Below are 22,949 nucleotides of genomic sequence, written 5' to 3'. Positions count from 1 at the left end.
AACGAGGGAGAAAAATACATGTTAATGAATGACTATAATTTTGATGAAACCCATATGGTAACCTTTGACCCCAAAGACCCCTTAGCACTATATACCAATGATTTACATGTTTGGTATGGGGATAACGAAGCCATCAAGGGCATAGATTTACAATTCAAGGAAAATAATATTACTGCTTTAATTGGCCCCTCCGGCTGTGGCAAGTCAACGTATCTTCGTTCTTTAAATCGGATGAACGATGGCATTGCCAACACCCGAGTGACTGGTGAAATTATGTATAAAGAAGTGGACATCAACGGACCAAAAGTCGATGTTTACGAAATGCGCAAGCGGATTGGCATGGTGTTTCAGCGGCCAAATCCCTTTTCAAAATCAATCTACGATAATATTACCTTTGCTTTAAAACAGCACGGGGAAAAGGATAAAAAGAAATTAGATGAGCTTGTTGAAACCAGTTTAAAGCAAGCCGCTTTATGGGACCAAGTAAAGGATTCTTTAGATAAAAGCGCCTTGGCTTTATCCGGCGGGCAGCAGCAGCGTCTGTGTATTGCTCGGGCGATTGCTATGAAGCCAGATATTTTATTATTAGATGAGCCGGCCAGCGCCTTAGATCCAATTTCAACTAGTACAGTAGAAGAAACTTTAGTTAATCTGCGAAATGATTTTTCGATTATCATCGTTACCCATAATATGCAGCAAGCTGCCCGGATTAGCGATTACACAGCTTTCTTTTATCTCGGCAAGGTGATTGAGTACGATGAAACCCGTAAAATTTTCACCCGCCCGAAAATTCAGGCAACAGAAGATTATGTGTCTGGTCACTTTGGGTAAACAGCTAAAAGTTTCAATTGGTTCTGCCAATTAGAAGGAGAATGTTATGGCAAAGGAAATTATTTCTTCAAAAGACCTGCACCTTTACTATGGAAAAAAAGAGGCTTTGAAGGGAATTGACTTGAGTATTAATGAAGGGGAAATTACGGCGATGATTGGCCCCTCTGGTTGCGGTAAGTCAACTTACTTGCGCTCGTTAAATCGGATGAATGATTTAATTCCGGGAGTGACGATTACAGGTAGTGTCGTCTATAAGGATAAAGACATCTACGGACCAACTACTGATACCGTTGAATTGCGCAAAGAAATCGGCATGGTTTTCCAACAGCCCAACCCGTTTCCTTTTTCAGTCTATGAAAATGTTATCTACGGTTTGAAGCTAAAGGGTGAAAAAGACAAACAAAAACTCGATCAAGTGGTGGAAGAGAGTTTGAAGGCAGCGTCTGTTTGGGATGATGTCAAAGATAAATTGCATAAAAGTGCTTTATCACTCTCCGGTGGTCAACAACAACGGGTCTGTATTGCGCGGGTATTAGCCGTTAATCCGGATATTATTTTACTGGACGAACCGACTAGTGCGCTAGACCCGGTTTCCACAGGTAAAATTGAGAATATGCTCTTAACTTTAAAAGAAAAGTATACTATGATTATAGTAACCCACAATATGTCCCAAGCTTCACGAATTTCTGATAAGACGGCCTTTTTCTTAGATGGTAATTTAATTGAGTTTGACAACACTAAGAAAATCTTTTTAGATCCAGCCAAAAAAGAAACCGAGGATTATATTTCCGGAAAATTCGGTTAGGGATAAAAAAGAGTAGAGCAATGGCGCAATTATTTTTTACCAGTAGTAAAAAAGTGCAAAATAATTTTGCTGCCACTTTTGCTGAAGCATAAATTTACTTTCAGATAGTGAATATAGAACAAAACTAGGAGGAAACGACGAATGATGTTACGCTCGCAGTTTGACGAGGAGTTGCTAAGTTTACACAATCAGTTTTATGAAATGGGGATGATGGTCAGCAATGCTGTCCATAAATCGGTGCGGGCCTTTACTAAACATGATAAAACTTTGGCCCATGAAGTTATCGATCAAGACGTCCAAATCAATGATATGGAAGTCCGCCTTGAGAAAAAAAGCTTTGAGATGATTGCTCTGCAACAGCCGGTTACCACCGACCTGCGGACAATTATTACAATTATGAAGGCTTCTAGTGATTTAGAACGAATGGGAGATCACGCTGTCTCCATTGCTAAATCAGCTATCTCGGTTAAAGGGGAAACCCGAATTTCAGAAATTGAAGCGGATCTCAGTGATATGTCCGACTTTGTTAAAAAAATGGTGGACAATGTGTTGATTGCCTACATTAAAACCGACCAAAAAGATGCCCGCACCATTGCTAAAATGGATGACCGGGTCAACGAATTTTTCGATTTAGTCTATGGTAAGGCGATTAAAAATATGAAGCAAAATCCAGACACAGTGGTCAGTGGCACGAACTACATCCGGGTTGCTCAATATTTGGAACGGATTGCCGATTATGTCACCAATATTTGCGAGTGGATTGTCTACTTAGCCACTGGGAAAATTACTGAATTAAATAGTAACCACGACGAAAGCAACTAAATTAAGTGATTGATCAGCGGTCAGCCATTATTTAGGCGAACTTATAAAAGTTCTCTTAAAATAATTGCTAGCCGCTGATTTTTTTGCTACTTTTATTGATGACAGGCATAAAAAGCACTTATTTTTCAAAGAGTGAGCTAAAATTTAAGAAAAATTGCGACTAAGTTCTCCGACGGAAGCAAAGTTCGGGCTTAAGTCCTATGACAAACTTCTTTTAAGAGGGCATAATAGGTTCATAAGGAAAATCCAGTTCAGCAAATAAAAAGGAGGAATTTTCCATGAAAGAAAGAGAACGTATTTTAGAACTAGTTAAAAAAGGCATCCTTTCAACTGAAGAAGGTTTAGATTTATTAGAAAGTATGGCGACTGCCAAAGATGAAAAACAAATCGAAAAAGCAGCCGATGCCATTAGCCCACAAGAAAAAGCAGCAGAGTTTAAAGTTGAGGAAGACTTCGGTCAGTCTTTAGAAGAAGAACTGGAAGAAATCGACGCCGAAGCAGCCCAAGCTGAAAAAGCTCAAGAAGATCGGGAAAATTTAGAAAAGATTTTAGCAGAGCTAGCCGATGAAGCCAATCAAACTTCGGCAGAGCTGGATGAAGTCAATGTTGAAATTGCTGGCTTGAAAATCGAGTTAAAGGATACCCAAGAAGCTTTGATGGAATTAAACACCAAAGAAGATTTGGATGCTTTAACCGAAGTTGATTTAGCAACGAGAGAAAGCTTGGAAGCGACTATCAAAGGCTTAGAAGTTCAATTGGAAACTTTGGAAATCCAAAAGAATCAATTAAACGAATCCTTGAAAAATATTCGCAAAGACCAATGGAGCACCAACAAAGATAGCTTCAGCGGCAAGGTGAATGAAAAAATCCAAAGCTTGAAAAATGAAATTCCTGATGATTTCAAAGAACAAGCAACGGAAACCTTCACTCAAGTTGGCAAAAATATGTCTGAAGCCGGCAGTCAAATCGGTCGCTTATTCAAAAAGACCTTCAAGGCTGTTTCAGAATCAGTCAACGACAACTTTGAATGGAAAGATTTAAACGTTAAAGTGCCAGGGGTTGCGACAACGAAGTTTGAGCACACCTTTGAATACGAAGCCAATGATGCTACTTTAATTGATGTGAAAGTAGCCAATGGCAATATCGAATTCAAAACTTGGGCTGAAAATTATGTCAAAGTGGAGGGTAAATTCCGTTTATATGGCAAAATGGATGCCGAAACGCCTCTACAAGCGTTGATGGAACGCAGCCAAATTGAAGTCGATGACGATCATATTTCCTTCCAAATCCCGAACAAGCGGGTACGGGCGGACTTAACCTTCTACTTGCCAAGCCGGACTTATGACCATGTTCAACTCCGTTTATTAAACGGTAATGTCTTAGTCAGCGACTTGGATGTCAAAGACATTTATTTAAAATCAACCAACGGCAATATCACAACCGATGAGTTAAAAGCGACGATGCTGGAAATTGAAGGCGTCAACGGCAATATCACAATCGGTGCTGGTGAAATTCTTGATTTGATTGTCGAAACAGTTAACGGCACCGCATCTATCAATGGTGCAGCGGCTAACATTGGAGTTTCATTAGTCAATGGTGACGTGAAGGTGACTGCTAAACATGACAACTTAAATAAAATTGATGCCAGCGCAGTCAATGGTAATGTTAAAATCGCTTTACCAGAAGCAGTTGGTTTTGAAGGCTTAGCAAAAACTAGTCTTGGCAGCATCAACACTCGCTTAAGCGATTACGATGTGGTACGGGAAAAGAAAGAAAAATTAAATCAATTGTTACAATTTAGAAGAGTTGCTGACCAAGTTGCCAAAATCAACTTGTCTACCACAACTGGTAATATCTTCTTAAAGGATGCTGAGTAATCTCAGCATCCCGCTTGGAAATAAAATAAAAACATTGTAAAATAAGAGGGATAGAGGTGAGATCATTGAAAAGAAAATTGACAAAATCACGGACGAACGTCATTTTAACAGGAACCTTAGGAGGCATTGCCGAATACTTCGGAATTGATGCGACAATTGTACGGATTATCTTCGTATTGATTACCTTTGGTGCGGCGTTTAGCCCAATCCTTTTATACATCATCATGGCTTTAATTATCCCTTCAGGTCGCTCGAATTCTCGCCGGGATGATTACGGACATGAAAATCCATATTATCGCAATAACAGCTACGGAAGCCAAAAGAAAGAACGTAAAGAAGCAGAAAAGGTTGACGATGATGATTGGAGTGACTTCTAATGAGTTATTTCCAACGACTAGTCGTGAACACGCTGACCTTCGTGGCTTTAACGGTCCTGATGCCTAACACGATTCATGTGAGCAGCATCTGGGCGGCCATCCTTGCCAGCTTTGTTTTATCACTTTTAAATATGCTAGTGAAACCAATTTTAACTTTGTTTTCACTGCCACTGACACTGATTACTTTTGGACTATTCAGCTTTGTCATCAATGCCTTTATGCTTCAGCTAACCTCAACGTTAGTTGGTGCTGGCTTTCGACTTTCCTCCTTCTGGGGGGCAGTGCTAGTCGCCATTGTGATGAGCTTGGTCAATGCGATTGTCAGCGAACACAATTTAACAAAATATACTTAATAAAAATAGATAGTCAAAAATCTTGGTCGGCATGAAACTACTTCAGCTGACTGCTAAGGGATGAGGCTATCTTTTTTTATTTTGATTTTTTGTCGTTGAGACTATGAAATTCTTTTAACTAAAACAAAATTCAAAAAGCAATTCGTAACAACTTCTACTTTAAAAATTTTTCCTTCTGTTGAGGACCTACTGGATCATAAAAATTAAATGCAATATTAATTAAAATTGCATCTAGTAAAAAGACTAGTGCCGACCTCGCTTTTTCCTAGTAACTCACAGTAAGGAATGATAGAATAAAAAGGAATCTCTAAGGAAATGAGGAAGTTTAATGGCTGAAATTGTAAAAGTCGGACAGCTGGTGGAAAAGCTAAATTTAGAAATTGTCACCGGTTCAGAAAATAGTTTGGAAAGAATCATTACCATCGGGGATATTTCTAGACCGGGTTTAGAGCTGACCGGCTATTTTAATTATTATTCCCATGATCGCATTCAATTATTCGGCAACAAAGAAGTTGCCTTTGCCCAGCGCATGATGCCGGAGGAACGCTTAATGGTGATGCGCCGCATGTGTACTGAGGACATGCCGTGTTTTTTAATTTCCCGCGGATTAGAAGCCTCTGATGAATTGATTCAAGCTGCTGTAGAACACGATATTGCTGTGCTGCGCTCGCCACTATCGACTTCAAGATTGGTCGGCGAAGCTTCTAGCTATTTAGATAGTCTGTTGGCTGAAAGAACTAGCGTCCACGGAGTATTAGTCGAAGTCTATGGTTTAGGCGTGCTAATTCAAGGGGATAGCGGTATCGGAAAAAGTGAAACAGCTTTGGAATTAATTAAACGGGGTCATCGTTTAATCGCTGATGATCGGGTGGATGTCTATCGGCAGGATGAACTGACTGTTGTCGGTGAACCACCGAAAATTTTACAGCACTTAATTGAAATTCGCGGTATCGGTATTATCGATGTCATGAATTTATTTGGTGCCAGTGCGGTGCGGGGCTCAATGCAGGTGCAGTTGACGGTCTATTTAGAATCTTGGTCTAAAGATAAAAAATATGATCGCCTCGGCAGTGAAGATTCGACTAAGGAAATTGCCAAGGTCAGCATCCCGCAAATTAAAATTCCTGTAAAAACCGGGCGCAACGTGGCAATTATCATTGAAGTGGCGGCGATGAATTTCAGAGCCAAAACAATGGGCTACGATGCAACGAAAACCTTTGAAGATCGCCTCACACAATTAATTCAAGAAAATTCTGGAGAATAAAAGAAAGTTGGAGTAAGTCATGGTCGCAACCATCAATCGAGTTGCCTTTAATCTATTTGGAATTGAAATCTATTGGTACGCCCTAATCATTGTCGCTGGCATTATTATCGCCATGTGGATGAGCAGCCGAGAAGCACTGCGGGTGGGCATGCAAAAGGATGATGTTGGCGATTTTATGCTCTGGGCCTTACCAATTGCCATTGTCGGAGCGCGGCTCTATTATATTTTATTTGATTTGCCCAAATATTTAGCAGACCCGATTCAGATATTTAATATCCGTTCAGGAGGTCTTGCCATTTATGGTGGGCTGATTGCCGGTGGGATTGTGGTATTCTTTTTTACCCGCTATCGGTTTATCAATACTTGGACTTTTTTAGACATTGCCGCACCAAGTGTTTTGTTGGCCCAAGCGTTCGGCCGTTGGGGCAATTTTATGAATCACGAAGCTTACGGTGGCGATACGACCCGCAGCTTTCTTGAAAGCTTGCACCTGCCGAATTTTATTATTGATAATATGTATATTGACGGTATTTACCGTCAGCCGACTTTTTTATATGAGTCGACTTGGAGTCTAATCGGCGTGATTTTATTATTAGTATTAAGAAAACGCCACGGCTTCTTTAAGCAAGGAGAAGTCTTTTTAACTTACATTGCTTGGTATAGTTTTGGCCGCTTCTTTGTTGAAGGAATGCGGACGGATAGCTTGTATCTGTTTGCAAACATTCGGGTGTCTCAAGTGCTTTCGGTTATCTTATTTGTCGGAGCGATTGTAATTATCATTTGGCGCCGTAAAAAAGGCAATCTAAAGGATTACGACCGCAGCAAAGGAGAGAACCAAAGTTTCCTATAAATTTCTAATTTTTTTAGGCTAGTATCATCGCTTATGCTAAAATTATTTTATTAGTAGTTGAATTGGAGGATGTTCGTTGAAACAAAAAATTGCAGTCTTAGGACCTGGCTCGTGGGGCACAGCCTTAGCTCAAGTGCTAGCCCAAAATGGTCATGAAGTTTCTATTTGGGGCCATAATCCGGCCCAGATTGATGAAATTAATACCTATCACACCAACCGCCATTATTTACCGGATATTAAAATTCCGGAGGCGATTAAAGGGTATAAAGGATTAGCGGAGGCCATTGAAGGGGCAGATGCGGTGTTGTTTGTGGTTCCCACCAAGGCCATTCGCTCAGTTGCTCAAGAGTTTACGGCCCAAGTTAAAAATCAGCCGGTCATCATTCATGCCAGCAAAGGTTTAGAACAGGGTAGTCACAAACGGATTTCGGAAATTTTATTTGAAGAAATCCCAGCCGAAAAACGCCAAGAAATTGTTGTTCTGTCTGGGCCAAGCCATGCTGAAGAAGTGGCAGTCGGTGATATTACCACCATCACTGCTGCCAGCTTATCAGACGAATGTGCCAAATATGTTCAGAAAATTTTTATGAACAGCTATTTTCGAATTTACACCAATAACGATGTGATTGGTGTCGAAACGGGAGCGGCTTTAAAAAATATTATTGCCATCGGTGCGGGGGCAATTCACGGCTTAGGCTTTGGCGACAATGCCAAGGCGGCCATCATGACCCGCGGCTTAGCGGAAATTAGCCGCTTAGGTGTGGCGATGGGTGCCAATCCTTTAACCTTTATCGGTTTAAGTGGCGTTGGTGATTTAATTGTCACCTGTACCAGTGTCCATTCGAGAAACTGGCGGGCCGGCAATCTGTTAGGCAAAGGTCAAAAATTAGACGAAATTCTCGACAATATGGGGATGATTGTCGAAGGTGTCTCCACCACTAAAGCCGCTCGTGAATTGGCAGAAAATTTGCAGATTGATATGCCAATTACAGAAGCCATTTATCAAGTGCTGTACGAAAATAAAGAAGTAAAGGAAGCAGCACGGGATATTATGCTGCGGGATGGGAAAGATGAAAATGAATTTAGTAAATGAGGATAAAGGAGCTCAAATTATGAATGTCAAAAAAGCAGTAATTCCAGCAGCCGGTTTAGGTACTCGTTTTTTACCAGCCACAAAGGCAATGGCCAAAGAAATGTTGCCAATCGTCGATAAACCGACGATTCAATTTATCGTCGAAGAAGCCTTAAGATCCGGAATTGAAGATATTTTAATCGTCACCGGTAAAGCTAAACGTCCGATTGAAGATCACTTTGATTCCAATGTTGAATTAGAGATGAACTTAAAGGAAAAAGGCAAAACAGAACTGCTGCAATTAGTTGAAGAAACGACAGAAGTTAATTTGCATTTTATCCGTCAATCTCATCCAAAAGGCTTAGGCCATGCAGTATTACAAGCGAAGGCCTTTGTTGGCAATGAACCTTTTGTAGTGATGCTCGGCGACGACATCATGGAAGACAAGGTGCCTTTGACAAAGCAGCTAATCAATGATTATGACAATACTCATGCTTCAACAATTGCTGTTATGCGGGTGCCCCACGAAGACACCTCTAAATACGGCATCATCAATCCTGAGACTGAAGTCCAAAAAGGATTGTACAATGTGAAAAATTTTGTTGAGAAACCAAAACCAGAAGAAGCGCCTAGCGACTTAGCTATTATTGGTCGCTACTTATTAACGCCAGAAATTTTTAATATTTTAGAAAATCAAAAACCAGGGGCGGGTGGAGAAATTCAGTTAACCGATGCCATTGATACCTTGAACAAAACACAACGGGTCTTTGCTAGAGAATTTAAAGGCAAACGCTTTGATGTCGGTGATAAATTCGGCTTTATGAAAACTAGCATTGAGTATGGCCTACAGCATCCAGAAGTCAAAGATAACCTGCGGGAATATTTAATTCAGTTAGGCACTGAATTACAGCAAGAAACCAAAGAGAAGAAATAGCAAATTTAAAGAGACTCTGACATTAGTCAATAGATTCAGGAAACTGTCTGTTAAAACTAATTTCAGAGTCTCTTTTCTATATTACTTTAGCATTTTGCTGGAAACTGCTATAATAAATCTAATAGCGCTTTAACAGATGAAAATAATTTTAACAGGGGAGGATTTTTTGATGACACTTGGAGGAATCGCTGCGTTGATTGCAGCCATCGCCTTTTTAATCTTGGTACTTTTTTTAGTAAAGGTACTGAATAAAGCTGCTCAGGCAGTCGAAAAAATTGATAATACCGTAGCGGAGGTAAATAAAACAATCGCCGTTGTTACAAACGACGTGGATTTATTAAGCCGCCAGGTGGAAGGCCTGCTCGTTAAGTCAAATGATTTATTAGAAGACGTTAATGGCAAGGTCGCAACAGTCGATCCATTATTCCAAGCGATTGCTGATTTAAGTGAAAGTGTGTCTGATTTAAATAGTGCCAGTCGCAATCTAGTACGCCGCTTTACTTTAGTCGGCCGCAATTCAAATACAGCTGGGATGGCGGGTAAAATGGGCGGCGCTGCCTATCGCTTTTACAAAAATCGCAAGGGTAAGGGAACTAGCGAGACAGCTGAGGATTTGCAAAAGGATTCAGAGGCTGAGATGGATGATATCGTTCAAGAATATCAAGAATACACAACTGATTAGTAGAGTAGCAAAAATAAAATTTTAGGAGGCAGTTACAATGGCAAATAAAGGTGGAGGCTTTTTATTAGGTGCAATTATCGGCGGAACAGCAGCGGCGGTTGCAGCCTTATTGTTAGCACCAAAATCAGGTAAAGAATTACGGGAAGACTTGGCCGATCAGTTTGAGGATTTCGCTGATCAAGCAGGGGATTACACCGAGTATGCAAAAGAAAAAGCGGCAACAGTGACGAAGCAAGCTAGTGATTTTGCCGATTCTGTTATCAGTAAAACGAGCGATTCTTTCCAAAACGCACAAGATAATGGCAGTGATGTCTTAGATAATTTAAAACAGCGGACCAGTGATTTGTCCGACCGCTTCAAAAAAACAGCCGCCGACATGGAAGAGCTAACCAGCGATTTCGGTGATTTAGCCGGCAACACCACCGAAGATATTATTATCGATGTACAGGATACCTTTGGAACTGTTAGTGATACGGCTAAAGAAGCAGTTGAAGAAGCGAAGGCCACCGTTAGTGAAGCAGCCGCTGATGTGAAAGAAAATGTGAAGGACAATGCAGAAGACGCTGCAGTCATGGCTGAAATTGCCAAAGATGAATTAAGCGACACCGCTAAAGATGTCAAAACGGCAGCTAAAGAAACAGTGGATGATACTAAAGCAGCCGCTGACGATACGGCTAAAGATCTTAAAGCAACTGTCGAAAAAGTCAAGGCTGAAGCCAAAGACACAGCTAAAGATGTGAAAGAGACTGTGAAGGAAAAAAAATAAATTGAAGCTAATAAACAGAGGTCCCCTCAGACAAGTTGAAGGGGCCTCTGTTTTGTTTTTCAAAAGTTATCTGGTATACCATTTTGAAATACCAATTGTACATAAAGCATATACGCGAATAAACATTAGCAAAAATCCATAGACAAAATTCAAAACAAAACCCAGCAGATACCAGAGCAGATTTTTGCGGGAGTAATAGATACAGGTCAAATAATAAACCAACACAGTGTAAATAATTGCCACAAAAATCATTAGGGGCGTAAAACGGAAATTTTCAAAAAAGTACAGATAAAGAAAAATGAGCAAGTTAATTAACCATAAATATTGTTCCAAAACTTGAAAAATTAAAGCCAGAATTCTTTTGTAAAGCGTCTTAAAGCTAAACAAGGTGAACAAAAGTCCTGATTTCTGCCAACGAATCTGTTGTCGCAGGTATTTAGAAACTCTAGTGGGAACGTCAGTCCAGCAAACGGCGGATTCCCGATAGAGGGTTTTAAGCCCTTCTTTCATGGTGATTAAGGTCAGCAGCCGATCATCGCCAGTCACACAGCGGATGCCTAAAAATCTTTCACGACTGAACAATTCGAGATTTTTTAATACTATCTCTAGACGATACATACTTAGAGCACCAGAACATACAATAACGGTGCCGAAATAACTTTGGGCACGCCTGCCAAGTTGAAAAGCATTGCTGTAGACAATATCCTGCATCCGAGTAAGAAAATTATGCGCAAAATTACGGGGCTGAATTTTACCAACGACAGCGCCGGTTTTGGCATCTTCAAAAGGCAACAACATGTCAGCGACGGCATTGTCAGAAATTTCCCCATCAGAATCTAAGAGCAAGACAAATTCACTTGTTAATTCTTTAAAGGCCAAAATCTGAGCCGCTTTTTTGCCCAAGTTTTCTGGTTGCCGCAAAATTCTCAAGGAAATGTCTGGATATTTTTTCCACCAGCGGGGCACTTGCCGCTGCAATTGATTATAAACAGTTAAGTCATCACTACCATCATCCACAAATACAATTTCATGGACAGGGTAAGTTTGCTGAGCAATACATTTTAAAACTGTCAGCAGGGTATCAAAATCTTCATTGAAATAAGGGACGATAACAGCAACAGTTGGTTGTTGTTCAATCAGCCAGTTGCTGTCAGCATTTTTTATGCGCCAATTGGTAAATAAAGAAAAGAACAGTTTAAAACATAGATAAGCAAAATTTACGGATAAGAAAATCCACCATAATCGATATTCATGATGCACCCATCTACGTAAAAGTAAAATCAGTAAAAAAATCAAGCAAATCCAGAGAACAGTCACAACCTTCTTTGATATAGTCAAGGGTTTCATAGTTTAAATCCCATAGAGCTGTGGCAAATGGTGATTTTTAGTCACGCCTTTTGTGTCAAAAATTAACAGGTTCTGATCAATAAGTTTTTGATAGTCCACTTGATCATGATCCGTTAAAATCAAAATTAGATCCTTCTGATACAGCTCTTGGTAATCAATGTTAGCGACTTTTTCCGGGTGACCGTCAATTTCTATAGAGTTGACATAGGGATCGTATAACGAAATATTTACACCATAATCCCGTAATTCTTTAACTAATTTTGGAGCAGCTGATTCCCTTAAATCACTGATATTTTTTTTATAGGTCACCCCTAAAACCGCAACATTTGCTGAAAAACTAGGAATATGTTCCTGAGCTAGCAGTTTGATTACCTGACTGACTGTAAAATCATTCATCGATTCATCGACAGCTACCGCAGCGTCGATGATCGGTGTTTGATATTTTTGCCCCTCCATAAACCACTTTAAATAATGGGGATCAACACCGATGCAATGGCCACCGACTTTTACAGAAGGGGTGAACTTCATAAAGCCAAAGGGTTTGGTACCAGCAGCTTCAATCACTTCAAAAACATCAATGTTCAAAGTATCACATATTTTTGCAACCTCATCGACGAAACTGATATTAACATACCGAAAAGTATTCTCGTAGAGTTTCGCCAGTTCAGCTACCTCCATACTACTAACTGGTACTGCCTTTGCGCCAAAGAAGACTTTCGCAAGTTGAGTGCACTTAGGAGTATAGCCGCCGATTAATTTTGGCGTGTTATCAACAGTGTACTTTCTATTTCCCGGATCAACTCTTTCTGGAGAAAACGCCACAAAAATATCTTTGCCGATTTTCCAGCCAGCTTTTTCTAACGGCTCAACTAAGTATTGCTTCGTAGTGGTGGGATAAGAAGTGCTTTGCAAAATAATCAGCTGACCGACTTGGGCCCGAGCAACAACTTGCTGACAAGCCGCTTGGACAAATGACATATCTGGTTGATTAAAATTATCGATGGGTGTCGGCACATTAATTAAAATGACATCCATCCTGTCGATTTTCTGAAAGTCAGTAGACAACTGATTATGTAAATTAAATGTCTCAATTTGCTGATTTGAGATATTATCAATATAGCTTTGACCCTTTTGTAATTTTCTAATTTTTTCTTTAGCGATATCAATTCCCAAGACGGAAAACCCCTGTTCACTGTAATGTAGTGCATAGGGAAGACCGACATATCCAAGGCCGACAACAGCAATTTTGGCCTTTTTGGAATTAATTTTTTCTTTTAATCCTAAAAACTCAGCCATTAACTTCATAAAAATACCTCTTTTTCTTTCTAATTAAAACTTAATACATAATTTATTATAATTTATTTTATAAAAAGAAGTCCAATATAAAGTTTTGAAATTTTAGTGAATATTTTTCATAAAAAAAGAAAAGGTTATTTTATAATGATTAACGAAAAGGTTTTTTTGAGCTTAATGGTCAGTCAGGCAAAATATTTCAGCTGAAAACAAAGAAAAAACGCCTAAAAAATATAGGCGTTTCAATTTGAAATGAAAAATATAACGAAAACTCTAACGAATAATTGTTATTTCTTTTGAAGTTGTCGTAAAAGGAATGCAACCATCTTTTGTGACTGCAACACAGTCTTCAATCCGCACGCCAACTTTTTCAGGTATATAAATACCTGGCTCAATCGAAAAACACATGCCTTCTTCTAAAATCAAGTCATTGCCGGCAACAATACTAGGATATTCATGAACAGTTGTGCCAATCCCATGACCTAAGCGGTGATTGAAATATTCTTCGTAACCATAGCTGCTGATGACATTGCGGGCGACGGCATCCAGTTCAGCAGCAGAGATTCCCGGCTTGACCGCAGCTTGAGCTGCCAATTGTGCTTCTAAAACAATGTTGTAAATTTCTTTTTGAAAATCATTTGGCTCGTGAAAAGCAACAGTTCGCGTGGCATCACTGCAATAGCCGTTCCAAACGACACCAAGATCAAATAAAACTAAGTCACCAGTAGTTACGGCAGACTTTCCAGGATTACCATGGGGGCTGGCTGCATTTTTGCCAGTCAATACTAACGTGTCAAAAGACATTTGCTGAACGCCGTTGCGTTTCAACTGGTATTCAATTTCTGCGACTAGTTCTTGTTCAGTGACGCCTTCATGAATAGCTTTGAAGCCAACTTCAAATGCGACATCTGCCCAACGGCCTGCTTCCAGCAAGCGCTTGATTTCGCTAGGCGTTTTTAACAATTGCATTTTTTGAATCAAAGGTGTTAGATTAGCAGAAAACGTTGCTCTTGGAAAAGCTTGTGCTAATGCTTCAAAGCGTTCCACTGGCAATTGATTTTTTTCAATTGCAAAACTTTCAATGCTGCCGTAACGCTGTTTCAATTCTTTTGCAATGATGTCCCAGGGATCTTGGCTATCTAAATAGCCAATCACATCAAAGATAAAGCCGCTGTTTTTGGCATCTTCAACTTCAAGAGTCGGAGTAAATAAAAAAGGCTCCGCTTCAGCACTGACAAAAAGCGCCAAAATTCGTTCGTGGGGTTCGCTCTCATAACCGGCGAAATAGGCGATGTGTTGGGGATCGCTGATATAGGCCACAGCGGTTTGATTGTCAGTTAACCAATTTTGTAATTCTTTCATTTTTTCGCTATCCATAAAAAGACCTCCATTAAAAAACTTCTTATTGTAGCCTGATTGTAGCACGTTTTTTGAAGGGCTGTAAAAAAGTACGTAAAATAGAAAAGAAAAAATAATTTTCATGAAAGTGAAAGTAAAACGGTTGCAATTTTGGAGGAAGTTTGCTATTCTTGTCTAGAAATGTAAATAGGATTTTCTGAAAAAATATAAGGGGCATAAAATTATGGATAAACAAACAATTACGATTTATGATGTGGCGCGGGAAGCCAATGTTTCAATGGCGACTGTTTCACGGGTTGTCAATGGCAATCCCAATGTTAAACCAGCAACACGGAAAAAAGTTTTGGAGGTCATCGATCGTTTAGACTATCGTCCAAATGCAGTAGCTCGTGGCTTAGCCAGCAAGAAAACAACGACAGTGGGAGTAATTATTCCCGATGTCAGCAATACATTTTTTGCATCACTTGCCCGTGGGATTGATGATGTGGCAACGATGTATAAATACAATATCATCCTAGCGAACTCTGACAGCAACGATCAAAAAGAAGTCAGTGTGTTAAACAACTTATTGGCGAAACAAGTTGACGGTGTGATTTTCATGGGCCATCGGATTACCGATGAAATCCGTGGCGAATTTTCTCGCTCGAAAACACCAGTTGTATTAGCGGGCTCAATTGATCCTGATGAACAAGTGGGGAGTGTCAATATTGATTACACTTCAGCAACGAAAGATGCTGTCAGTTTATTGGCTGCCAATGGTCACAAGAAAATCGCTTTTGTCAGCGGTGCGTTGATTGACCCTATTAATGGTAAAAACCGCTTGAATGGGTATAAAGAAGCCTTGAAGGAAAATAAATTAGATTACAGCGAAGGCTTAATTTTTGAAGCGAACTATAATTTCAAAGAAGGCTTAAACTTAGCTGAAAGAATCCGCAACAGCGGTGCAACAGCAGCCTATGTAACCGATGATGAATTAGCAGTCGGTGTTTTAGATGGGATGCTGGATGCTGGCGTAAAAGTTCCCGAAGACTTTGAAATTATCACTAGCAACAATTCATTGTTGACGGATATTGTGCGTCCTCGCCTCACTTCGATTACCCAACCGTTGTATGATATCGGTGCAGTGGCAATGCGTCTACTGACTAAAATGATGAACAAAGAAGATGTTGAAGAAAAAACAATTGTCCTGCCTTATGGTATTGATAAAAAAGGCTCGACGAAATAAGACTATTCTCAATGGGAGTCAATCGGCACATGCGGATTGGCTCTTTTTTTGGTAATAGCGATGGTACTGTTTTTTATAAGAGCACTTATTTTTTTATTCAATCAAAGAAATAATTTCAATGATTTTCATTATCTTAAAAGGAAAAAGCGTTAAACAATTCAAAGCCTTAAAATCCCTTTAAAGTCGTTGATAAAAAAGGCGGCCTTCATAGCTTTTTTTCAGCATTTAAGCTATAATAAAACGTCGTGGAGTCTTGCTGCTCCTATTTTTTATTTGAGGAGAAAATATGTTTTCAAAATATAAACCAACTTGGATGGTGGAAGCCATCTATCAAATTACACCGGAACAATTAAAGGCGATGGGGATTAAGGCAGTTCTCACGGATTTGGATAATACATTAATTGCTTGGAATAACCCAGAAGGCACTGAAGAATTGCGCCTGTGGCTAGAAGAGATGGCCACAGCTGGGATTCCAGTGGTGGTGGTTTCCAATAATAATCATGAGCGGGTTGAAAAGGCGATTGCGCCTTTTAATTTAACCTTTGAAGCGCGGGCTTTAAAGCCACTGAGCCGCGGCTTAAAAAAAGCCCAAGCAAAATTAGGGCTAAAAAATAATGAAATTTTAATGGTCGGCGATCAGATTATGACTGATATTCGTGCGGCTAATGGGGCGGGGATTCCCAATGTTTTAGTCAAACCGATTGTTGATACGGATAGCTGGAAGACACAAATCAATCGCTTTTTTGAAGGGCATATTATGAAACATTTGGCAAAAAAACATCCCGAGATGTTATGGCAGGAGGGCCTTTTTGAAAATGAATGAAGAAACGATTCACTGTATCGGCTGCGGCGTGGTCATTCAGACTGACGAGCCTCAGGAGTTGGGCTACACACCAAAAAATGCTTTGGAAAAAGGCTTGGAAAACGGCGAAGTTTATTGTCAGCGCTGTTTCCGTTTACGCCATTATAACGAGATTCAAGATGTCCATTTAACAGATGATGATTTCTTACGTTTATTAAATGAAATTGGTCAAAAAGATGCCTTGATTGTTAACGTGGTCGATATTTTTGATTTCGACGGCTCCTTAATTCCCGGCTTGCATCGTTTTGTAGGGGATAACCCATTGATTATGGTGGGCAATAAAGTTGACATCTTGCCGAAATCTTTAAAGCGGGGCAAAATGACGCAATGGATGCGGGAAAGAGCGTATGAAGCGGGTTTAAGACCGCTGGATGTTTTGTTAACGAGCGCACGAAAACCTCAGGAAATGACGCAGCTATTAGAGTTGATTGAAAAATATCGCGATCATCGGGATGTTTATATTGTCGGGGTGACCAATGTCGGCAAGTCAACCTTGATTAATCAAATTATCAAGCAAACTGTTGGTGTGCAGGATTTAATTACTACTTCAAGATTTCCAGGCACAACATTAGATAAGATTGAAATTCCTTTGGATGACGGTCATTTCTTGATTGATACACCGGGGATTATCCATCGCCATCAGATGGCCCATTATCTTGGCGATAAGGATTTAAAAATTATTGCGCCCCACAAGGAAATCAAGCCGAAAGTTTATCAGCTGAATCCAGAGCAAACCTTATTTTTAGGCGGCTTGGCCCGTTTTGATTTTATCAAAGGTGAGCGCAGTTCTTTTGTGGCGTATGTAGCGAATGATATTGAAATTCATCGGACAAAATTAAGTAATGCCGATAATTTTTATCAAAAACATGCCGGGGGTCTTCTGCAACCACCAAGACCAGATGAAGTCGCGGAATTTCCGGAATTGGTCCGCTTTGAATTTTCAATTAAAGAAAAAACAGATATCGTCTTTGCCGGCTTAGGCTGGATTACCATCACCAAGCCAGCTGTTATTGCCGGTTGGGCGCCTAAGGGTGTCGATGTGATTGTGCGCAAAGGCTTAGTCTAGAAAAGAGAAGAGAAAATGGAATTAAGAGGCAAGCAAAAACGGTTTTTAAGAAGTCAGGCCCATCATTTACAGCCGATTTTTCAAATCGGCAAAGGCGGTCTGAACGCAGCGGTCATCAAACAAATTGATGAGGCTTTGGAAAAAAGAGAGCTGATTAAAATTAGTCTCCTGCAAAATACCGACGAAGTGGCTGATGAGGTCGCAAAAGTTATTCAAGAAACGATTCATTGTGAGGTTGTTCAGATTATTGGTCGAGTAATTGTTTTATTCAAACCATCATCTAAAGAGAAATATCAAAAACTTTCTCAAGAAGTCAAAGCAATCTAGGAGGCGTTTACGGTGGCTTTAACCAGTAAACAAATGCAGACAAAAGTTGTTTTAGAAGAAGCTCTTGAAGTGAAAAAAAGAAAGCAAGTCGGGCTATTAGGGGGCAGCTTTAATCCCGTTCACCTAGCTCATTTGGTGATGGCTGATCAAGTCGGCCGCTCATTAGGCTTAGACAAAGTATCATTAATGCCTAGCTACGAGTCACCCCATGTCGACCACAAGGAAGCCATCTCAGCTGCCCATCGTTTAAAAATGCTGCAGCTGGCGCTTGAAGATAATGATTATCTGGATATTGAAATGATTGAGTTGATTCGTAAAGGGAAGAGCTATACCTATGATACAATGAAATTATTAAAAGAGCGGGAGCCGCAGACGGATTTTTATTTTATCATCGGCGGCGATATGGTGGCCTACTTACCAAAATGGCATCGTATCGAAGAATTGATGGAGCTGGTGAATTTTGTCGGCGTTAAACGCCCCGGCTATGATGAAACTAGTCCTTATCCGATTATTTGGGTGGATGTGCCGCAGATTAGTCTCAGCTCGACTAAAGTTCGCCAAAAGATTGCTCAAGGCTGCTCTTTAAAATACTTGGTGCCGGATAAAGTCTTGGACTATATCCATCAGGAAGGACTGTATCTAGATGACAAATGAGTTCACGAGTTTTGACCGGGAAATGATTATGCAACGGGTCCAAATGGCGATGAGTGAAAAAAGATTTTTGCATGTCCTCGGCGTTGAAAAAACAGCGATTGAGCTGGCCAAAAGATTTGGCGGCGACATTGAGCAGGCGGCTTTGGCGGGATTGACCCATGATTATGCCAAAGAACGTCCTGACGAAGAATTTGAGCTGGTGATTTATCGTGACGGCTACGATTTAAATTTATTGAAATACGGCAACGCCATTTGGCACGGGGTAATCGGAGCCGATTTTGTGGAACGGGAATTAAAGATTACTGACCAAGCGGTGCTCCAAGCAATTCGTCTGCATACAACGGGGGCTGCTCAAATGACTTTGTTAGATAAAATTCTTTATGTTGCCGATTATATTGAACCCGGCCGTGATTTTCCCGGCGTAGAGGAGGCCCGCAAATTGGCTGAAGTCGATTTAGATGCGGCGGTTGCCTTTGAAACTAAACACACGTTGGCTCATTTAATAGAAAATGAGCAATTGATTTATCCAAAAACATTAGAAACATACAATCAATGGGTGGTTAAACCCAAACAATTTAAAGCATAGGGAGTGAATTATTATTAACAGTTTAGAAATGTTGGAAATTGCTGTTAAGGCCGCTGATTCGAAGCGGGCTGAGGATATTTTAGCCTTGGAAGTCAAAGATATTTCATTATTGGCGGATTATTTTATGATTTGTTCGGCCAATTCAGAGCGGCAAATCAATGCGATTGTCGAGGAAGTAGTCGAAAAAATCGAAGAAAAACAAGGCACAGTTAAACGTATTGAAGGTAAAGACGGTGGCAAATGGGTCTTAATTGATTTAGGCGATGTCATTGTCCATGTCTTCCAGACGGCAGAACGCAGCTTTTATAATTTGGAAAAATTATGGTCAGATGCTCCCCTTGTTCAGATTAGCGAGTGGGTTGACTAATGGCTTACGAAACCTTTGCCTTTATTTATGATGAAGTGATGGACACTAGTCTTTATCAACAATGGCTGACTTTCACGCAGCGCCATCTGCCTAAAGAAACGAAAAATATTTTGGAATTGGCCTGCGGGACTGGTGCTTTGGCTGTTGAGTTGGCCAAAGCAGATTATCAAGTCACAGCTTTAGATTTGTCAGAGGAAATGCTAATGGTGGCTGCTGATCGTGCGATTGCGGCTGAGGTGGATATTCAGTTTGTTGAAGGCAATATGTTGGATTTATCTGAAATTGGCCAGTATCAAGCGATTACTTGTTATTCAGATTCTCTTTGCTACATGCGCAATCAAGCAGAGGTGCAACAAGTCTTTGATGAAGTTTACCAAGCGTTAGATGAGCAGGGGACATTTATTTTTGATGTTCACTCGCTTTATAAAATCGACCAGCTGTTTCCAGAGTACAGTTATCACTACCAAACAGATGAGTTCGCTTTTTTGTGGGAAAGCTATCCCGGTCAAAAGGCTCATAGTATTGAGCATTTTCTAACTTTTTTTGTTCAGACCGAAGAAGAGGAAGAGATTTTTATCCGCAAAGATGAGCTGCATCAAGAGCGGACCTATCCCCTTGAAATTTATATCAATATGCTGGAAAATGCCGGCTTTGAAAATGTCAAAATCTTTGCTGATTTTAGCGAATCAGCCCCGACGGAAAAAAGTGAACGCTGGTTTTTCGTTTGTCAAAAGTAAGTGATAGCCATCCGTGAAAGCGGGTGGTTTTTTTGCTGTCGAAAAATGATAGGGTTGCTTGGAGAAAAGATATAGCTAGCGCCATGCCACAAAAAAAGAACCTGTGACACTAGTCTTTTTAATAGATAAAATCCCGAACTATATTATGTTTGCGACTGCGGTCCAGTAGGTCCTCGTCACAAACAACAATATCTAGTGAAAACACTAGATATTGTTCGTAAAGTTCGGCTCTGTTCTAACTAATGTCACAGCCTCTTTAAAATTTATTCTGTTACTGGCTCTTCGGCTTCTTCAACCTGCGAGCTGTCAGTTGCCTCTTCAGCAACTTCAACTGGGTGATAATCTTGATAGGTTTTTGAATCGTATAACTCACTGGTCGATTGCCCGCCGTTCACAGAGAGCAGGCTAGTCGAGGCATCGCCTAGTTCAGCGGTGATATCTTGCATTTGCTGAACTTGTCTCAAATAACTATAGTCATCCGTATTAATTGGCGTCAAACCGCTGTCTGAGTAAAAACGCAACAGGTCACCATTATTAATTTGATCAGAGATGCTCAGCTGCAAATTAACTTTGTTTTGCAAAATTTCCAGCTGGTCTTGAATTGCTGTTTGGGCACTGGTGACAATTCGGCCGTTCTCATTATAATAAGTCAGCCCGTTATAAGACGTGTATTCTGGTGTGATAAAGCTGCCGTTTCTAAAGGCCACTAATTCTTCCCGCTCAGGCGAAAATAAATCTTGCCCCAGCATTAAGTAATTGCTGGTATCAATACCTAATAAATGCATCAAGGTCGGCAAGGCGTCGACTTGGCCGCTATATGTGTGATTCACATAGCCGCCAGTTTCACCTGGAATATGAATCATATAAGGTACCCGCTGCATTTGTGCATTGTCAAAATTATTCCAAGAAGAAGATGTCTCCCCAACTAATTCAGCCAAATCTTGATTTCGCGAATTGGAGATACCATAGTGATCCCCATACAAAATAATAATCGAGTTGTCATAGAGTCCGCTGGCTTTTAAATAGTTGAAAAATTCCTCAACGGCTGTGTCTAAGTAATTGGCAGTTGCAAAATAGCCGTTAATGGTTTCATCGTCGGTTGTCGCTCGTGGGAAGCCACTTTCTTCTGAACTAATATCAGAATAAGGATAGTGGTTGCTGACGGCTAAAAACTTCGTATAAAAAGGCTGTTGCAATTGTTCCAAATATTGAGCAGATTGTTCAAAAAATGGTTTGTCGTGCAAGCCATACTGGAAGCTATTGTCATCAGTTACATCATAATAATTTTCATCGAAGAAATAGTCATAGCCAAAACTCTTATAGGTTTCATTGCGGTTCCAAAAGTTGCCGGAGTTACCGTGGAAAACGGCACTGGTGTAACCAGCTGTCTGGCTTAAAATATCTGGAGCAGCTTGGAACGTATTGGTGCTGCCAGACTGGGTAAATAAGGAACCTTGGCTTAAACCGAATAAAGAATTTTCCATTAAAGTTTCCGCATCACTTGTTTTACCAGCGTTGACTTGATGGAAGAAATTATCAAAGCTGTATGTGCTCTGGTCGGTATACAAGCTATTTAGAAACGGTGTAACCTCGTGGGCCACCCCTTCTTCATCAACTAGACTGTAGTCGATCAAAAACTGCTGAAAGCTTTCTAAATGGACGTAGATGACATTGCGACCTTCAGCGATACCGAACATACTCTCATCGGGTGCGGCATAGTGTTCATCGACATAATTTTCAACAGCCAGTAAATCATTTTCAGAGGCTTCCGCCTTGATTTGGTTGGTTTGATACGTTTGGACGCCATCATAGACGGTGAAAGCATTAATTCCTAAAAACTTAACGAGGTATTCTCTTGAAAAAGTTCTCGTCAATAAGCCCGGACGTTCCGACTCAGCCAAGTTTAAGTTGCCGGTAAAAACTAAAACAGCAATCGCACTGAAGGCTAAAGAATAACGAGCTTTGACTGGTTTTTCCTGCATTTTTATTTTTTTCGTCACGAGGGCCAAAATAAATAATGGAATGTCTAAAATGTAAATTATGTCATAGGGTCTAAACAAGCGCAGGGCACTTTCACCTAATCCACTGGCAACTTTGCCGGCGCCGAGCATAGTGTTAATCGTAATAAAATCGGTAAACTCCCGATAATAAACGGCGTTAGAAAAAAGCAGCAACACCAAAAGGCTATAGATGGTCATCATGGTGATGTAAGAAAGTTTCTTACTGCGAATATAAAGGGCTAGCCCTAGTATTAAAAGTGAAGAAGCAATGGGATTGATAAACAAGATGACATATTGCATCAAGTTTTCAACACCCAAATTAAACTCTACAAAATAAGCGAAAATTGTCTTGGCCCACAGCAGAATTAGCAATGTGAAGAACAGGCCTAAACGTGTATTTAAGAATGTTGGTAACCTAAGTTTGCCAAAGATATTCTTGATTTTTTGTGTCATGAGAATCCCCTTTGTAAAATAACTGTAAATTGTCAAATTT

The 22,949-nt window shown here is 40.3% G+C and carries 22 protein-coding genes and 2 pseudogenes; 20 read left to right on the top strand and 4 right to left on the bottom strand.

Annotation, left to right across the window (positions count from 1 at the left end; all coding sequences use genetic code 11):
* The first annotated feature begins 24 nt into the window (after positions 1 to 24).
* The 12 genes and pseudogenes from pstB (AC1Z3S_RS13620) to AC1Z3S_RS13565 form a co-directional block, all read left to right on the top strand.
* Complete coding sequence (gene pstB / locus AC1Z3S_RS13620) at positions 25 to 831, top strand: phosphate ABC transporter ATP-binding protein PstB (protein WP_461740940.1); 807 nt, start codon at positions 25 to 27, stop codon at positions 829 to 831.
* Positions 832 to 877: 46 nt separating this feature from the next.
* On the top strand, positions 878 to 1,636 hold the full coding sequence (gene pstB / locus AC1Z3S_RS13615) for a phosphate ABC transporter ATP-binding protein PstB (protein ID WP_265455216.1): 759 nt from the start codon (positions 878 to 880) through the stop codon (positions 1,634 to 1,636).
* A gap of 144 nt (positions 1,637 to 1,780) precedes the next feature.
* Positions 1,781 to 2,458 (top strand): phosphate signaling complex protein PhoU, encoded by a 678-nt coding sequence (phoU, locus tag AC1Z3S_RS13610; RefSeq protein WP_461735760.1) that lies wholly within the window; start codon positions 1,781 to 1,783, stop codon positions 2,456 to 2,458.
* Positions 2,459 to 2,736: 278 nt separating this feature from the next.
* Positions 2,737 to 4,335: a daptomycin-sensing surface protein LiaX gene (liaX, locus tag AC1Z3S_RS13605; protein WP_461740813.1), complete on the top strand. Its 1,599-nt coding sequence runs from the start codon at positions 2,737 to 2,739 to the stop codon at positions 4,333 to 4,335.
* 65 nt (positions 4,336 to 4,400) lie between these two features.
* Positions 4,401 to 4,712: a PspC domain-containing protein gene (locus tag AC1Z3S_RS13600; RefSeq protein WP_461740939.1), complete on the top strand. Its 312-nt coding sequence runs from the start codon at positions 4,401 to 4,403 to the stop codon at positions 4,710 to 4,712.
* A complete protein-coding gene (locus AC1Z3S_RS13595; RefSeq protein ID WP_265455212.1) occupies positions 4,712 to 5,065 on the top strand; it encodes a phage holin family protein in 354 nt (117 codons plus the stop codon). The genes AC1Z3S_RS13600 and AC1Z3S_RS13595 overlap by 1 nt, the downstream gene beginning before the upstream one ends.
* A 328-nt stretch (positions 5,066 to 5,393) precedes the next feature.
* Positions 5,394 to 6,329 carry an HPr(Ser) kinase/phosphatase gene (gene hprK / locus AC1Z3S_RS13590; RefSeq protein WP_265455211.1) on the top strand — a complete coding sequence of 312 codons (936 nt, stop codon included), beginning with the start codon at positions 5,394 to 5,396 and terminating at the stop codon, positions 6,327 to 6,329.
* 19 nt (positions 6,330 to 6,348) lie between these two features.
* The gene (gene lgt, locus AC1Z3S_RS13585) at positions 6,349 to 7,179 is read left to right on the top strand and encodes a prolipoprotein diacylglyceryl transferase (RefSeq protein WP_461740812.1); all 831 of its coding nucleotides are present in this window, start codon (positions 6,349 to 6,351) and stop codon (positions 7,177 to 7,179) included.
* A gap of 76 nt (positions 7,180 to 7,255) precedes the next feature.
* Complete coding sequence (locus AC1Z3S_RS13580; RefSeq protein ID WP_461740811.1) at positions 7,256 to 8,272, top strand: NAD(P)H-dependent glycerol-3-phosphate dehydrogenase; 1,017 nt, start codon at positions 7,256 to 7,258, stop codon at positions 8,270 to 8,272.
* 19 nt (positions 8,273 to 8,291) lie between these two features.
* Positions 8,292 to 9,185 carry a UTP--glucose-1-phosphate uridylyltransferase GalU gene (gene galU / locus AC1Z3S_RS13575; protein WP_461740810.1) on the top strand — a complete coding sequence of 298 codons (894 nt, stop codon included), beginning with the start codon at positions 8,292 to 8,294 and terminating at the stop codon, positions 9,183 to 9,185.
* A 169-nt stretch (positions 9,186 to 9,354) separates the two neighbouring features.
* Positions 9,355 to 9,783, top strand: a pseudogene (locus tag AC1Z3S_RS13570) (DUF948 domain-containing protein); the annotation flags it as partial.
* A gap of 121 nt (positions 9,784 to 9,904) precedes the next feature.
* Positions 9,905 to 10,492: pseudogene (locus tag AC1Z3S_RS13565) on the top strand (YtxH domain-containing protein); the annotation flags it as partial.
* Between the two features lie 207 nt (positions 10,493 to 10,699).
* On the opposite strand, the gene AC1Z3S_RS13560 reads toward AC1Z3S_RS13565, so the two are convergent.
* The 3 genes from AC1Z3S_RS13560 to AC1Z3S_RS13550 form a co-directional block, all read right to left on the bottom strand.
* The gene (locus AC1Z3S_RS13560) at positions 10,700 to 11,980 is read right to left on the bottom strand and encodes a glycosyltransferase (protein ID WP_461740809.1); all 1,281 of its coding nucleotides are present in this window, start codon (positions 11,978 to 11,980) and stop codon (positions 10,700 to 10,702) included.
* A gap of 3 nt (positions 11,981 to 11,983) precedes the next feature.
* Complete coding sequence (locus tag AC1Z3S_RS13555) at positions 11,984 to 13,285, bottom strand: nucleotide sugar dehydrogenase (RefSeq protein ID WP_461740808.1); 1,302 nt, start codon at positions 13,283 to 13,285, stop codon at positions 11,984 to 11,986.
* Between the two features lie 261 nt (positions 13,286 to 13,546).
* Positions 13,547 to 14,650: an aminopeptidase P family protein gene (locus AC1Z3S_RS13550; protein ID WP_461740807.1), complete on the bottom strand. Its 1,104-nt coding sequence runs from the start codon at positions 14,648 to 14,650 to the stop codon at positions 13,547 to 13,549.
* A gap of 205 nt (positions 14,651 to 14,855) precedes the next feature.
* Between AC1Z3S_RS13550 and ccpA the strand changes: the two genes are divergently transcribed.
* The 8 genes from ccpA (at position 14,856) to AC1Z3S_RS13510 (ending at position 20,456) form a co-directional block, all read left to right on the top strand.
* The gene (gene ccpA / locus AC1Z3S_RS13545; RefSeq protein ID WP_461735689.1) at positions 14,856 to 15,857 is read left to right on the top strand and encodes a catabolite control protein A; all 1,002 of its coding nucleotides are present in this window, start codon (positions 14,856 to 14,858) and stop codon (positions 15,855 to 15,857) included.
* A 286-nt stretch (positions 15,858 to 16,143) separates the two neighbouring features.
* Positions 16,144 to 16,680, top strand: a complete 537-nt coding sequence (locus AC1Z3S_RS13540; protein ID WP_461740806.1) for a YqeG family HAD IIIA-type phosphatase — start codon at positions 16,144 to 16,146, stop codon at positions 16,678 to 16,680.
* Positions 16,673 to 17,785 carry a ribosome biogenesis GTPase YqeH gene (gene yqeH, locus AC1Z3S_RS13535; protein ID WP_461740938.1) on the top strand — a complete coding sequence of 371 codons (1,113 nt, stop codon included), beginning with the start codon at positions 16,673 to 16,675 and terminating at the stop codon, positions 17,783 to 17,785. Before AC1Z3S_RS13540 ends, yqeH begins: the two co-directional genes overlap by 8 nt.
* A gap of 15 nt (positions 17,786 to 17,800) precedes the next feature.
* Positions 17,801 to 18,112 carry a ribosome assembly RNA-binding protein YhbY gene (yhbY, locus tag AC1Z3S_RS13530; protein ID WP_265455196.1) on the top strand — a complete coding sequence of 104 codons (312 nt, stop codon included), beginning with the start codon at positions 17,801 to 17,803 and terminating at the stop codon, positions 18,110 to 18,112.
* A gap of 33 nt (positions 18,113 to 18,145) precedes the next feature.
* Positions 18,146 to 18,766, top strand: coding sequence for a nicotinate-nucleotide adenylyltransferase (locus AC1Z3S_RS13525; protein ID WP_265456629.1), 621 nt, complete (start codon positions 18,146 to 18,148; stop codon positions 18,764 to 18,766).
* Positions 18,756 to 19,352, top strand: coding sequence for a bis(5'-nucleosyl)-tetraphosphatase (symmetrical) YqeK (yqeK, locus tag AC1Z3S_RS13520; protein ID WP_461740805.1), 597 nt, complete (start codon positions 18,756 to 18,758; stop codon positions 19,350 to 19,352). Before AC1Z3S_RS13525 ends, yqeK begins: the two co-directional genes overlap by 11 nt.
* 28 nt (positions 19,353 to 19,380) lie before the next feature.
* Positions 19,381 to 19,719, top strand: coding sequence for a ribosome silencing factor (gene rsfS, locus AC1Z3S_RS13515; RefSeq protein ID WP_461740804.1), 339 nt, complete (start codon positions 19,381 to 19,383; stop codon positions 19,717 to 19,719).
* A complete protein-coding gene (locus tag AC1Z3S_RS13510; protein ID WP_461740803.1) occupies positions 19,719 to 20,456 on the top strand; it encodes a class I SAM-dependent DNA methyltransferase in 738 nt (245 codons plus the stop codon). Before rsfS ends, AC1Z3S_RS13510 begins: the two co-directional genes overlap by 1 nt.
* Positions 20,457 to 20,719: 263 nt before the next feature.
* Here AC1Z3S_RS13510 and AC1Z3S_RS13505 read toward each other — a convergent pair whose 3' ends face one another.
* Positions 20,720 to 22,909, bottom strand: a complete 2,190-nt coding sequence (locus tag AC1Z3S_RS13505) for an LTA synthase family protein (protein WP_461740802.1) — start codon at positions 22,907 to 22,909, stop codon at positions 20,720 to 20,722.
* Positions 22,910 to 22,949 lie beyond the last annotated feature (40 nt).

This window comes from Enterococcus sp. LJL90, assembly GCF_056924355.1.
Note: the sequence above shows the minus strand (reverse complement) of the source record. Positions and strands in the feature narration are given on the sequence as shown.